This window comes from Desulfitobacterium dehalogenans ATCC 51507 (assembly GCF_000243155.2).
Lineage (GTDB): Bacteria > Bacillota > Desulfitobacteriia > Desulfitobacteriales > Desulfitobacteriaceae > Desulfitobacterium > Desulfitobacterium dehalogenans.
In genome coordinates, this window is record NC_018017.1 from 3115840 (window position 1) to 3130437 (window position 14598).

General features: G+C 44.9%; 12 protein-coding genes. 2 read left to right on the forward strand and 10 right to left on the reverse strand.

Going from position 1 to position 14598, the window contains the following annotated elements; translation table 11 throughout:
* Position 1 precedes the first annotated feature (1 nt).
* The 5 genes from topA to DESDE_RS15120 all read right to left on the reverse strand — a co-directional run bounded on the left by topA (position 2) and on the right by DESDE_RS15120 (position 6523).
* A complete protein-coding gene (gene topA, locus DESDE_RS15100; protein WP_014794888.1) occupies positions 2-2092 on the reverse strand; it encodes a type I DNA topoisomerase in 2091 nt (696 codons plus the stop codon).
* Positions 2093-2233: 141 nt separating this feature from the next.
* Complete coding sequence (gene dprA, locus DESDE_RS15105; RefSeq protein ID WP_014794889.1) at positions 2234-3403, reverse strand: DNA-processing protein DprA; 1170 nt, start codon at positions 3401-3403, stop codon at positions 2234-2236.
* A gap of 190 nt (positions 3404-3593) precedes the next feature.
* Complete coding sequence (ku, locus tag DESDE_RS15110; protein WP_014794890.1) at positions 3594-4556, reverse strand: non-homologous end joining protein Ku; 963 nt, start codon at positions 4554-4556, stop codon at positions 3594-3596.
* A gap of 306 nt (positions 4557-4862) precedes the next feature.
* Entirely contained in the window at positions 4863-5414 is a 552-nt protein-coding gene (locus DESDE_RS15115) for a hypothetical protein (RefSeq protein WP_014794891.1), read from the reverse strand.
* Positions 5415-5920: 506 nt separating this feature from the next.
* On the reverse strand, positions 5921-6523 hold the full coding sequence (locus tag DESDE_RS15120) for a DUF3786 domain-containing protein (protein WP_014794892.1): 603 nt from the start codon (positions 6521-6523) through the stop codon (positions 5921-5923).
* 166 nt (positions 6524-6689) lie between these two features.
* On the opposite strand from DESDE_RS15120, the gene DESDE_RS15125 reads away from it, so the two are divergent.
* Entirely contained in the window at positions 6690-9029 is a 2340-nt protein-coding gene (locus DESDE_RS15125) for an ABC transporter ATP-binding protein/permease (protein ID WP_019850993.1), read from the forward strand.
* A gap of 19 nt (positions 9030-9048) precedes the next feature.
* Here DESDE_RS15125 and DESDE_RS15130 read toward each other — a convergent pair whose 3' ends face one another.
* A complete protein-coding gene (locus tag DESDE_RS15130) occupies positions 9049-9879 on the reverse strand; it encodes a TIM barrel protein (RefSeq protein ID WP_014794894.1) in 831 nt (276 codons plus the stop codon).
* A gap of 203 nt (positions 9880-10082) precedes the next feature.
* Between DESDE_RS15130 and DESDE_RS15135 the strand changes: the two genes are divergently transcribed.
* On the forward strand, positions 10083-10262 hold the full coding sequence (locus DESDE_RS15135; RefSeq protein WP_014794895.1) for a small, acid-soluble spore protein, alpha/beta type: 180 nt from the start codon (positions 10083-10085) through the stop codon (positions 10260-10262).
* 58 nt (positions 10263-10320) lie between these two features.
* On the opposite strand, the gene DESDE_RS15140 is transcribed toward DESDE_RS15135, so the two are convergent.
* The 4 genes from DESDE_RS15140 to DESDE_RS15155 all read right to left on the reverse strand — a co-directional run bounded on the left by DESDE_RS15140 (position 10321) and on the right by DESDE_RS15155 (position 14371).
* Positions 10321-10752: an Hsp20/alpha crystallin family protein gene (locus DESDE_RS15140; protein ID WP_014794896.1), complete on the reverse strand. Its 432-nt coding sequence runs from the start codon at positions 10750-10752 to the stop codon at positions 10321-10323.
* 89 nt (positions 10753-10841) lie between these two features.
* The gene (locus tag DESDE_RS15145) at positions 10842-11036 is read right to left on the reverse strand and encodes a CopZ family metallochaperone (RefSeq protein WP_014794897.1); all 195 of its coding nucleotides are present in this window, start codon (positions 11034-11036) and stop codon (positions 10842-10844) included.
* 59 nt (positions 11037-11095) lie between these two features.
* Entirely contained in the window at positions 11096-13987 is a 2892-nt protein-coding gene (locus DESDE_RS15150; protein WP_014794898.1) for a heavy metal translocating P-type ATPase, read from the reverse strand.
* A 48-nt stretch (positions 13988-14035) separates the two neighbouring features.
* Entirely contained in the window at positions 14036-14371 is a 336-nt protein-coding gene (locus tag DESDE_RS15155) for a metal-sensitive transcriptional regulator (protein WP_014794899.1), read from the reverse strand.
* Positions 14372-14598 lie beyond the last annotated feature (227 nt).

A 14598-nucleotide genomic window follows, 5' to 3' on the forward strand; every position in this document is an offset into this window, starting at 1 on the left:
ATTATTCTGCTTGCTCCTCTACTTGCTTGTCAAAACGGCATTCGGAATTCGTACAGACATATTTTTTCCCTTGCTTCGAGGTTTTAACCACCATTAATCCTCCGCATTTTGGACAGGGTTCCGGTGCCGGCAACTCCCAGGATACGAATTCACATTCCGGATAAGTGCTGCAGCCATAGAATTTTCTGCCCTTTTTGCTGCGCCGGATAACAAGCGGGTTCCCGCAATCGGGGCATGACCTTCCGACCTCTTCCAACAAAGGCTTTGTATTGCGGCATTCGGGGAAGCCTGGGCAAGCCAGAAATTTGCCATAACGTCCCATTTTGATCACCATGTTACGTCCGCAGTTTTCACAGATTTCCTCCGATACCTTATCTTCGATTTGTACTTTACCCATAAGCTGATCGGCTTCCTCTAAGGATTCCGCAAAGGGGCCATAGAATTCCCGAATGACGGCTTTCCAGGGTAAAGCCCCTTCTTCAATATCATCCAGCCTTTTCTCCATATTTGCGGTAAATTCCAAATCCACAATTTCCGGAAAATACTCTGTCAGAATGGAGATGACGATTTCTCCCAATTCTGTAGGAGAAAGCTGTTTTCCTTCTTTAGCCACATAGCCCCGTGATTGGATCGTTTCGATAGTAGGGGCATAGGTACTGGGCCGGCCAATTCCCTCCTCCTCCATTTTTCGCACCAAGGAAGCTTCCGTATACTTAGGAGGCGGTTCTGTAAAATGCTGCTTCTCTTGGAGATGAACGGCACTAAGACTCTCATGGGGCTGAATATTGGCCGCGAGGGTCCCTTCTTGTTGGTCCTCATTCTCATCCTGTCCATCTTCGTAAACGGCAAGATATCCAGGAAAACGCACCGTGGAAGCGTTAGCACGAAACAGGTACTCACCGGCTTCTACTTCAACGGTTAACGTATCAAGGATAGCCGCGCTCATTTGGCTTGCTAAGAAACGGTCCCAGATTAATCGGTAAAGACGAAGTTGATCCCGGGACAAGAATTCCTTCATGGAGTCCGGGGTTCTCAATATGGAAGTAGGGCGAACGGCCTCATGAGCCTCTTGGGCCCGGCCTTTGCTTTTAAATTGACGTGGTTCCGGCGGGTAATAATCCTCCCCATAGTGATCCACAATAAAATCCTTGGCTTCCTCCTGAGCAATTTCCGAAATCCTCACGGAGTCGGTACGCATATAGGTAATTAAACCTATACCTCCTGCTTTACCCAGCTCTATCCCTTCGTAGAGCTGTTGGGCCAGCATCATGGTCCTTTTGGGTGACATATTCAGCTTGCGATGAGCTTCCTGTTGCAGGCTGCTGGTGGTAAAGGGAGGGGATGGTTGTTTCTTTTTCTCCCTGGTACGAACATCTTTAACCCGGTATGACTGGTCGGCCAGTTCTTGGAGAACCTTCTTCATCTCTTCTTCCGAAGCAATGGTGATCTTGTGATCCCCTTTCCTGGCAAGCTTAGCAGAAAATACCCCTCCCTCACTTTTCAAGGAAGCGGTCAATGTCCAGTACTCTTCCGGAATAAACTCCCGTATCTCTTCTTCCCGATCACAGATTAAACGGACGGCAACCGATTGAACCCGCCCGGCACTTAAGCCCTTTTTCACTTTTCTCCAAAGGAACGGACTCAACTGGTACCCCACCAAACGATCTAAGACACGACGGGCTTGTTGGGCATCTACTTTGCTGGAATCAATCTGACGGGGATGTTTAATCGCTGCCGTGATGGCTGGTTTTGTAATCTCATGGAATTCAATACGGCACTTCTCTGATAGATCCAACCCAAGCAGGTGGCCTAAATGCCAAGCAATAGCTTCCCCTTCGCGGTCAGGGTCAGAGGCCAGAAGAACTTTATTGGCAGACTTGGCGGCAGCGCGAAGCTCTTTAATTAAATCTCCTCGTCCACGGATAGCTATATATTTGGGTTCAAAATCTTTGTCTACGTCAACTCCCATTTGGCTTTTAGGCAAATCCCGCAAATGTCCCATGGACGCTTTGACTGTATAATTATTGCTCAAAAATTTGCTTATGGATTTAGCCTTAGCCGGAGATTCAACGATCACTAGTGTTTTAGCCATACATCACCTCAAGAAATCTTAACGTCTTATTTTGCTTTCACAATGTATATTACAAGCCCGAATTTTCAAAATCTTGAATCACTTTAGCTTGAGTGGTTATAAGTAAACTAGCCTAATATTATCTTCTTTTCCATAGTATGTCTAGCACTTATAAGCTAATACATAAAATTGACCCGGTAGTTGTTCGATGCGGCCGGCAAGTTGGAGTTCAAGCAAGGCTAAGGGAATTTGCTCAGGGGGAACCTCTGAATTCATCGTAATCTGATCAATATGAGTGGGGATATCACTTAATTGGTTCAGAATCTGTTGCTGCTCGCAGCTTATTCCCCGTTGATCTTCCTGCTTCCCGATGTCCGCTGACACCGTATCTCTATCTGCAGAGGGATTGGTCATATGACCTGCTCCGGCAAAGGAAGGAATCTCTGTACATACATCTTCAAAACCTTCCACCAGCTTGGCACCTTGCCGAATAAGATGGTTAGGCCCTTTGCTCATCTGACTGAAAATAGGTCCAGGTACTGCAAAAACTTCACGGCCTTGCTCCAGAGCGAAGTCCACAGTGATTAAGGCTCCACTTTTCAGGGCGGCTTCCACAACCACGACCCCTCTGGACATTCCGCTGATCAAGCGATTGCGTGCTGGAAATAATTGAGGTTCAGGAGGCATCCCCGGGGCAAATTCACTCCATAAAGCACCACCCTTTGCCATTATTTCTTCAGCGAGCTTTTGATTTTCCGGAGGATACATATGCTTCAATCCACAGCCCATGACCGCCCAGGTTATTCCCCTTCCGGCCAGTGCTCCCCGATGAGCAGCGGTATCGATGCCCCTGGCTAACCCGCTAACCACAATAATCCCCTGTCCGGCGACTTCTTTGGCCAGTGATTCAGCTGCAGCTCTCCCATAAGGAGTAGCTTTACGAGCCCCGACAATGGCCAGAGCTTCCTGCCCGACGGGTAAGGTCCCTTTGTAATAGAGCAGCGGCGGAACATCCGTCAATTGACGCAGCAAATCCGGATAACCCTCTTCTTCAGGAATGACCAACTTTATTCCATGATCATGTAAGGACTCCAGAATATCCGCAGGATGGATCTCTTTACTCTTTTGCACAATCTGCTGCAGCCAGTGCTCATCTTGTAGCTCTTGGCTCCCTTCGATTTGCTGCAAAGCGTTTAAGGCGCTCCCGAAGCGGGCAATCAGCTGGCGCAGTCTGCCGCTTCCTACGCCCTGTATGGTATGTAGCATAGCTCGGATAAGTTTTTCTTCTAATAATATATCCTTTATTGTTTCCTTTAAACTCTCTTTCCCCATAGGCCAACCCTCCCCCGTCCATCAATTCGCGACTTTGGGGATTTTTTCCTGCGTCGAGCTATGTCGAATTTTATACTATTATTGAAAATAATGAAGTATTCTCGCAAAATCATTTTTTTCCTGCCTGACTTTGCTCAAATCCCCAACTGTTTCTAATCTTTTCCGAAAACCTCCCCAGGTAAACTCTTAATTATGCTCCCCTTTCCTTGCGCCGCCCCCGGGGGGTTAATGTGGATTTAGCTGGTTTTTCTTCTTCTGCCTGAACTGCCGGCCCCGGTTCCTCGGTTCCGTCCAAAGGCTTCTTTGTGGTCTCTTTACTTTTAGTCTTGGACTTCTTTTGATCAGGGGAACCCTCTGCTTCTTTATTTTTCTTCTCAGGGTTTCCTTTTTTCTGATCGGTCATGGCAATGCTTGCCCGTAGAGCCTCCATTAAATCGATGACCTTTCCTGGTTCCGGCGCAGCGCTAACCTGATAAGTTTCTCCGGACACTTTTTTCTCGATGAGCTCTTTCACTTGCTCCCGCAATTCATCCCGGTATTTCTCGGGTTCAAAAGGAGCCGCTAAATTCTCAATGAGCTGACGAGCCATGGCAATCTCCGTGTCCGTAGGAGATACATTATCCCAACTTGACTCCAAATGTCTAATTTCCGCCGGATAGTACATTGTTTCTAAGACCATAACATTTTGATCAATCACCCTGAGACAAGCGAGATGTTGTTTGGAGCGCATAGTCAATTTAGCTATTGCCACTTTCCCAGTGTCGGACATAGCTTGACAAAGTAATTTATAGGCTTTATGAGCCGTCTCTTCCGGGCTTAAGTAATAGGATTTTTGATAGTAGACCGGGTCAATATCACTAAGATCGATAAAATCCAGTATATCAATGGAGCGGCTCATGGGGGCTTCCAGGGTCGCTAAGTCTTCCTCCTCCATAATGACATAATGATCCTTCTCATATTCATAACCTTTAACTATATTTTCGGCAGCTACTTCTACTTCACAATGGGGGCATTTCTTGATATAGCGAAGTCGATTATGACAGTCTTTATGTAAATAGTTAAAGTGAAATTCATGAGTTTCTGTGGCGGCATGCATTTTGACCGGAACATTGACTAAGCCGAAACTAATTGAACCTTTCCATACGGTATGCATGAAATACACCTCCTCAAGCTTTATTGTAAGCCGGAGATTAAAGTTCATTCGATGTTAATGACTTAGATTATTGGCATTCCATCCATCAAAAGGCAACAAACCCTTATCAAGGAATTATGCAAAAACTCTAAAGAAAACTTGGCTGGCGCCAAGCCTCTGGCAAAGGCGGCTGCCTAGTTGCTCTTATGCTTAGAAAGTATATAACGTAAGTTTATACTTTCTGACAGTGCAAAAAAAGAGTGCCCCACTCTACCTTTTCAGGTTACGGGCACTCTTTACTACTTAAATATTCTAATATAAGTTAAATTACTTTGCAGCTTTCGCAGCATCTACAATCGCTTTGATATAGCCGGCAGTGTCAGCTAAAGTAGAACCGGATACAGTATCAACAGGCATCTTTTCTGCAGGAGTAGACGAAAGGGTTCCTTCTAATTCGGAGATGGTTTTTCCTTCGCAGAATTCTACGATAGCGTTGAAGTTGTCAGCATAGGCAACGGTAGATCCGGCTTTTTCCTTCATGTTAGCGCTGTAGTACTCATTGTTGTCAATTTTGGAAGCAAGAACTTGAGCAGGATCCTTATAGTTCTTTGCAGCCAGGCCTTCAGAATTAGCAAGACCTTTAGCCTTATCAGCAGGCATGAATTGATACTCATCAAGTGATACACCAACAATCTTGTCCCCTTGAACTGCAACAACAGCAATGGCTACCGCATTGGTACCATGAGCTGCTGCATCAACGCGGCCCATTTTGATGGGCTCCGGAGTTGAAGCAGGAGCGGCTGCAGGAGCTTGGCTTGAACAACCAGCAAGTCCAATAACTAAACCCAAAGAAAGTACAACACCCAAAATCTTTTTCATCTCTTTTTTTCCTCCCTAATCTCGAGAACGTACAATTTTTTTCATTTCAGCTTATTAAGCTAAAGACTAACAATAAAAAGAAACTCCTCCTGTGAAGAAATATCTCTTCTACTCTATGACCCATAAATGAGTCTCTCTGTGAAAGAATGTATTTTAGCATAAAACACGGTGATGTGAACCTACAGTGATATGAACTCGATTGCCATCATAGATTATTGGATTAGTGCAAAGCTAGTTGCATAGGCTAACTATTGTCACTCCAATATTTGCATCTACTACATTTGTCACAACAAGTATCTGGCCAAAAAAAACACTTGTTTAGACAAAAATCTGCAACAAGTTCGATAAATTTTCATAATCCGGATTACATTTGCAATTATATAAGCATGTTAAAACTATGTCAAGGCATTAATTTAATATTTTTAATAAAACCAATTATCATTTAACCCATGGATTTACTCATGTTTTCCTAGCCTTGCTGTCCTTAATCTTCTGCCACACTCGATTTATTTAGATGCTAACTTCCGCAGAGTAAACACTACCTGGCTTGCTAAGACTGCATAATCCTCTGTCGGGAGAATCGTGCCGGCTGAGTTGTCAAAAAGAATATTTCCTGAGGCAGGAAACTCATCATCAGCCTCCCAGACAACCAAGGTTATGGGGACTTTTGGAAATACATTGAGGACCACGGCAGCGTCCCCCAGGGAAACTTCTTCTCCTCCCAAAGTGCCGGCCACCTTAATAAGATCTGACCGTTGGGAGCCAAAGGTCTTAACCAAAGGATTAATGGCGCGATTCGTAAAGGGTTGTATATAGATACTTCCCCCCGGTAATTCTTTATAAGATATTAATTGCCCGGTCTGAATAGCAGGTGAGCGGTTTACTAAATAATGAAGAATTAATATCTGAGTGGGAACAGAAATCTCCTCATTCAGTGTTGCCTCAGCATAAAATTGACCGGATGGGTATTCAACATCAAATCTTTGACCTAGGAATATTATCTTTATCCTATTCCCATCTATGGGGTAACCGGAGTACTCTGATATTTCCTCAAGGGTCGCTTTGCGGAATTTCTCTAAAGCAACATCATAAGCGGCTGAATAATTCATTCCTCATCCTCCCTAAAGTCAACTTGCTCTTCCCTGTGATATTCTTTTCAGACCTTTGTTTTTCCTCCTTACCTGTAAAGAAACTTAGCCCGTCTCTGCATTAAAAACATAAGTAAAAGAGAAAATACCCATGAGACCCATTATGTATACTCTTGAGGAGGCTATCATGCTTGAGCTTAAAGAAATCAAAAAAATCTATCGGGTAGGAGATATCGAAACAAAGGCTCTCGATGGCATAAACGTTTCCTTTAGAGATAAAGAGTTTGTGGCTATATTGGGTACCAGCGGCTCCGGAAAAACCACCTGCTTAAACATTATTGGCGGACTGGATCATTACGATTCAGGGGACTTAATTATAAAAGGCAAAAGCACCAAAGCCTTTAAAGAATACGAATGGGATGCCTATCGCAATAATTCAGTGGGCTTTGTCTTCCAAAGCTATAATCTGATTTCACATATCAGTATCGTGGCCAATGTGGAAATGGGCATGACTTTAAGCGGCGTTTCCAAGCAGGCAAAGCATAAAAAGGCTCTGGAAATCCTAGAAAAAGTAGGACTAAAGGAGCATCTGCATAAAAAGCCTAACCAGCTCTCCGGCGGACAGATGCAAAGGGTAGCTATAGCACGAGCCCTTGCCAATGATCCGGAAATTCTTTTGTGCGATGAACCCACAGGGGCTTTGGATAGTACTACCAGTGTTCAGATTATGGATTTGATCAAAGAGGTGTCCAAGGATCGGTTGGTGATTATGGTCACCCACAATCCCCAGCTGGCCAAAACTTACGCGGATCGCATCATCCGGTTTTCCGACGGCAAGATTATTGACGATACCAATCCTTATGGAATCCCCGCCCACCCCGAGGATTTTCACCTCAAGAAAACTGGAATGGGCTTCTTGACCGCTCTTAACCTATCCTTCCGGAATTTATGGACCAAAAAAGGGCGCACTTTTCTCACCGCCCTTGCTTCCAGTATCGGTATTATCGGGATTGCCATTATCTTAAGCTTATCCACGGGCTTTCGTTCAGAAATTGACGAATTCCAATTCGATGCCATGGCTGAGTTTCCTATTATTATTTCCCAGGAAACTCAACAGATGAATGCCAACGATCTGAATAATATGACCCTAGAAATTCGGGATCGGATCTATGGTACCAATGCCAATTCCAATACTAACGAAATTATTGTCATAGATTCCAGCAAAAATATCATTACTCATAAAAACGATCTTTCCCCGGAATTTATCAACTACTTGGAAAATGTCTCACCGGATATTGTTGGCAGTATTGGTTATACCCGAGTGGTCCAAATGAACCTTTTACGGAAGATGGAGGATAAGTACCTTCCTATCACCTTGAGCAATGGGCCACCCTCAGGTAATATGACCTCCTCAAGTTCAGTCGGCCTGTCTTCCTTTCCCAGTGCCGTTTCAGGAAATAATAGTTACCTGGTAGATAATTATGAGTTACTGGCAGGAGAATATCCTAAAAACTTCACCGATGTGGTATTGGTACTCAATAGCCAAAATCAAATCGAAAAGGGCACCCTGGGGGATTTAGGGTTTGATGGGGAAGGAAATGACCGCCTGGCCTTCTCCGATGTTGTAGGAACAGAGTATAGAGTGATCCATAATAACGACTTCTACGCGAAAACCCCCTTCGGAACTTATCTCCCTGCCAATGCTTATGAAAAAAACTATACCTCTGCAAATGGTTTTACCATTAAAATTTCCGGTGTAGTTCGTCCCAAAGCCGGAACCAGTATGTCTATGTTGGCATCCGGGATCGCTTATGATGATCAGCTATCCCAAAAAGTTATCGATAACGCTATGGATTCCGACATTGTGATAGCCCAAAGAGATGCTGATTATAATGTCTTATCCCGAGAGAAGATCGATGAAAATACTAAGGAACTCCTGCTTGCTTATTTAGGGGGCGACCCCTCTCCCTATATGATCATGGTCTTTCCTAAAAACTTTGACGCCAAGGATGAGGTCATCAAATATATTGAGCACTATAATGTAGGAAAAGATGAAGCGGATGTCATTACTTATACCGATTTGGCTGGGACCCTTTCAGATTTGACTAAAGGGATTATGGATGGTATCACCCTGGTCCTTATTGCCTTCGCCGCTATTTCTTTGGTGGTCAGTATGATTATGATCAGTATCATTACCTATACCAGTGTTTTGGAGCGGACTAAAGAAATCGGTATTTTGAAAGCACTGGGCGCAAGAAAGAAGGATATTACAAGAGTATTTGATGCTGAAACTTTTATTCTCGGAGTTTTTTCCGGTGTCCTCGGCATTGTGGTAGCCTGGTCATGTACATTCCCTATCAATCAAGCTATCCATAAATCTACCGGCCTTACCAATGCATCCCAGTTAAGGCTGGACCATGCTGTCCTCTTAATCATCCTCAGTACCGTAATTACTGTATTAGGCGGTCATATTCCCGCTCGGCTGGCCTCTCGAAAGGATGCCGTAGAAGCGTTGCGTACAGAATAAGGAAGCCTGGGGATCCTACTCATCCCATCTCGTGATAAGTAGCTTGCAATAGAAGAGCATCCTCTTCGAGATTGGGGCTTTCACAAATCACCAATCCTTCCATACCAAAGGTATGAAATGCCTTTAATAGCTCGGGATAGCGCAAATCGGATTGATCAAGGATAAGGTGCTTTTTCTCTCCCTTGGCACCATATTCAATCCCGGAAACATGAAAATGAGCATTTTTAACCCAGCGGTCCCCTAAGGTTTCTGCCGCAGCCTCCAGGACTTGACAAAATTCATCATAGGTATTGATCCCCCTATTGCTGCGGGCATGAAGGTGACTTATATCAATACAGGGTAAAACCCCAGGCACTACTTGTGCTAAGGTCAAAACCTCCTGAAGCGTGCCCAGCTGCGAGGGCTTTCCCGTTGTCTCCGGTCGCAGTATGACATCATTATCTTCTGTGTCCAGAATCTCTCGAACAATCATAAGTTCCCCAGCTGTCCTTTCCAAGACCACTTGAGGATCATCTTGATGATAAAAAGCGGGATGAAATATCACACTTCTTACACCTAAGATTTTGCTTATTCGTGCACTATGCAAAAGACGGTCCCGGCTGGCTGCTACTTTTTCAGGTTCCTGAGAATTAAAATTAATCCAATAAGGGCCATGACAGCTTAGGGCAACCTTCTCTTCCACAGCTATTTTGGCAATCTTTTGGGCCTTCTCTTCCCTCATGCGGACCCCTTGGACAAACTCTACTTCCATGGCATCCAGTTGAAGCTCCCTAACCCGTTTGACCCCTGCTTCTGTGGACCGTTCCTTGGCTGATAAGGGAACCCCAGCAGTCCCGAATAAAAGTGGCAAATCTATTCCTCCTTTTCTCATTACCTTGTAGGTGTTGGGTATATCATAACAGTTTTTCTGACTTTATCTAACTATTTATTCCTTTTCCGGCATAACAATAGCTCCTTCGTCACACATAAAGTTAAGGGAAGCGATGCAAACTAGTGTTACTTGCTTAAATAGCAAGGAGATTGAATTTCCCTAAGGTGAAAGGAGGAATCCAAATGTCCAGACGTCGTAGTACTATGTCAGATAACCTTAAGCAACAGATAGCTCAAGAGCTTGGATTTTCGGATACCTTAAAGCAGGAAGGGTTCAGTGGGGTTTCATCTCGGGATTGTGGCAACATGGTCAAAAAAGCAATTGAAATTGCCGAACGCAATATGTCTGGTCGTTTGTCCTAAGACAAGGGACGGTAAAGGGATTAACTCTTTGGAGTTAATCCCTTTCTAAATATCAAGCTTAATGAAAATCTACTTCTATAGTGCGGGCTGCCGGGTGACGATCCTTGAGAAAAGACAATTCCAAAATCCCATTTTTATAGCTGGCATGAGAGCCATCCGCTTTTACCACCGCGGGAAGGGTGAGGGTTCTGCTGAACTTTCCGTAATATCTCTCTGTGCGGTGAGAAGCTCTCTCAACTGCCGTGGCAGCCCGTTTGACCTCACCGCTGATGGTCAGAAGATTTTCGTTAATCTCAATATGAAGATCCTCTTTCTTCTCAAGGCCTGGAATCTCTGCCGTCACATACACCTGGTCCGATGTTTCTTCCACATCGACCCGATAGAGAAACTGTGAAAGCTCCTCTTTGCCACGGCCTCTAAGATAATTACGCTCCATTTCATCCCAATAGTGATTGAGCATCCGGAAGGGATCATTAGGAATTAATGCCATAATTCTCACCTCATTAAGATTCGTATTCTTCAATCTTAGTATGGCAAATCCCGTTTCAAAACATGCATTATCACTGAAAGAAGTCTCGTTCAATCAGCGCTGTAACCGGCGTCTTCCACAGCCTTGATCAGGTCTTCACGGCCGGCTGATCCGGCAACAACTGCCTCTCCTTTTTCTAAATTCACCTCCACTTGTTGGACTCCGCCAACTTTCAGCAACGCTTTTTCCACATGAGCTTTGCAATGATTGCAGGTCATTCCGGTAACTTTTAATGTTTGATTCATGGTTCTTACCTCCCTTTATCTATTCCTCCAACTCGTAGAAGGAGAAAAACAACAAATTTTTAATTGGCCAATACCTTACTATACCTTGAGAGCAACAGGGAACTGGTCACTACAGACACCGAGGAAAAGGCCATCGCCAGACCGGCCCATTCAGGGGGTAAGAGCTCTCCGGTGATAGGGAAAAGCACTCCGGCAGCAATAGGGATTCCCAGTGTATTGTAGATGAGAGCCCAGAATAAATTCTGCTTGATTTTGGTAAGGGTTTTGCGGCCAAGACGAATAGCACGCTCCACGTCCAGGAGATCATTGCGCACCAGAACCACATCCCCGGTTTCTTTGGCCACATCCGTGCCTGAGCCGATAGCGATACCGATGTCGGCTTGAGCTAAGGCGGGGGCATCATTAATCCCATCCCCGACCATGGCTACTTTTAGTCCATCGTTTTGATATCTCTTGATAATCTCAATTTTATCCTGGGGAAGGATCTCCGCAATCACTTCGTCAATGCCCACCTCATTGCCAATGACGGTGGCGACTTTCTTATTATCCCCGGTAATCATGAAGGTCTTAATTCCTAAACCATGCAAGCGTTTAATCGCTTCTTTCGTACTCTCTTTTAAGACATCCGCCAAGGCGATGATCCCAATGATTTTTCCATCATAGGCTACAAAGCTGGTAGTTTTTCCTTCGTTGGCCAATTCCTGAAAATCGTTCTCTACCCCTTCGGTGGGAACATTCTCTTTCATCATTAACTTTCTATTGCCGATGAGCAATTTTTTACCTTGGTAAGAGCAGATCGTCCCATGACCGCTTTCTTCATGGTAATCCTGAACGTCTGCCACTTCGATCCCTTCATCTTTGGCTCTTTGGACGATGGCTTGAGCTAAGGGATGGATGGAAGGGTTCTCTCCTGCCGCAGCGATCCTGAGCAGGTCCTTTTGTGAATATCCTTCATAGGAAATGAGATGAGTTACTTCAGGTTTCCCTTTGGTTAAAGTGCCTGTTTTGTCAAAGCCAATGGCCCCCACTTTGGCTATTCCTTCAAGTACGGCTGCTGATTTGAAAAGTATACCCCGGTTTAAACCGACGCCGCTTCCCACCATAATGGCCGTGGGGGTTGCCAAACCTAAAGCACAGGGGCAGGCTATGACCAAGACTGCAATGGCCGCAGTAAAAGCGAAGACAAAGGTGCTGTCCAGGAATACATACCAGATGATGAAGGTCAGGATCGAAATAGCTACTACCACGGGCACAAAGACATTGGATATCTTATCAGCCAAACGCTGAATAGCAGGCTTAACCCCTTGCGCATCCTCCACCATTTTGATAATTCCAGAAAGGACACTGTCTTTACCTGTCTTTGTGGTGGAGACCTTAATGCTTCCCGAACGGTTGATGGTTGCACCGACTACATTTTCACCGATACCCTTATCAACCGGTATGGATTCTCCCGTAATCATGGACTCATCAATACTGGCTTGCCCTTCGAGGATCACCCCGTCCACAGGAATCTTTTCCCCGGGCTTCACCAGGACCACATCCCCGATCCTGACACTGGAAGCAGGGACCTCTTTTTCTTCTCCATCAATAAATAAGCGGGCTCTATCCGCCTGGAGCTCAAGGAGGCGTTTTAAGGCCTGTCCGGCACGTCCCTTGGCTTTTGCTTCTAAATATTTACCAAAACGTACAAAGGTGATTAAGAGAGCTGATGTATCAAAGAATGTGGGCCCCTCAAAGAAAATATGGGGGAAGGTTGTCATCACACTATAAGCATAAGCAGCCGTAATCCCCATCGCGACCAAAACGTCCATATTTGTGGAGCGATTTTTCAGGGCATGATAAGCTCCCCGATAAAATGTCCAGCCTGCCGTAAATTGAACGACAGTTGCCAGGAAGAACATGGTATACATCATGCCAGGAGTCATGGGCATGAACATCATAGGCATTAAGGGAGCGGATAACAACGCACTAAAGATGACCCAGTTCCGCTGGGATTTCACATGGTTATCTTCATGAAACTCTTCCTTATTCTCGATCGGGGTATAGCCTGCATCCCTGATCTGCTCATAAATCGTCTCCAGGTTAGTCACGGCGGGATCATAGTCTGTGGTGACACTTTCTGTAGCAAAATTAACGGCTACGGTCTGAACACCCGGAGTGTTGCGCAATTTCTTTTCAATGGTCAGAGCACAATTAGCACAGGTCATACCGCTCACTTTAAATTGGGCTTTCCCTTCATTGCTTTCCATGTATGCCCCATAACCCAAATCTTTGACCTTCTCAAGAATAGTTTTTTCATCAAGAAGTGAGGGATCATAGTCTAAGGAAAGTTTCTCTGAGGCAAAATTGACCGTAGCGGATTTGACCCCCGGCAGCTTTGCCATTCCTTTTTCAATAGTCAGAGCACAATTAGCACAGGTCATACCTGTTATCTTGAGTTGTTTTGTCCCGTTGATGGACCGTTGTGCAGTGCTTTTCGATTTTTGGGTGTCCGGCACGGGGGCTTCAGTGGATTCTGTGGACTCTGTAGTGTATCCCGCCTCCTGGATAGCCTCCTTAATGTGTGCATCTGTGGTTATAGCCGGATTATAACGAAAGCTGGCTTGAGACTCCCCTAATGAGACTTCGACATCGGTCACTTCCGGGAGACTCTCCAGAGCTTTTTTGACTCTTCGGACGCAATGCTCACAGGTCATACCATGAACCTTGAGTTCCTTTTGCCGCGTTTCCTCTTCGGCCTCTATCACCGCATAGCCCGCTTCTTCAATGACCTCTTTCGCCTTTTCCATGTTTAGGATTTCCCCTGCCCAGTCAAAGCTGGCCGATTCTTTCTCCAGAGAGACCTCTACATTTTCCAGCTCAGGTAAACTCTCAAGGGCTTTCTTCACCCGACGAACGCAATGCTCACAGGTCATGCCGGTCACTTTAATTATTTTGCTCTTTTTACTCATTGTAACGCCTCCTCGGCTTCTATCCCGCTCTTAAGTCCTTGATACCCCTTATTTCATCATTCTGTAAATGGTTTTGACCAACTCATCAAGGACCTGATCGTTACCCTCTTGGATCTGCTCGAGAACACAGGATTTCATATGTTTTTCTAAAAGAAGTTTGGATACACCATTTAACGCAGCCTGAGCTGAAGCAATCTGATTTAATACATCATCACAATAGGCGTGATTCTCAATCATTCCTTTGATGCCGCGAATCTGACCTTCGATCCGATTCATCCGATTGATCAACTCACGAATGGTTCTTTCACTATGATGGCTTAGTCTTTCACTTTCCTGATCATTTGAGTCATGACAAGCTGGACAATGCTTTATTTTTTCCTCCATTGGTGTCCACCTCCTGAAGATATAGTATACCCCCCTATCCTATTTTGTCAATTGCTATTTTTCTTGCGAAATGCTACCGTTTCCCTTTACAGTCTGAAGCTCGTCTTATATGTTCAACTGAAACCGTTTATCTTAAGCGGATAACGTAAAAAAATAATGCTCCCCCAACGTAGTCCGATTCGTAAAACAACTACAGATGGAGGAGCATATTTCTTTTCTTAAGCCTC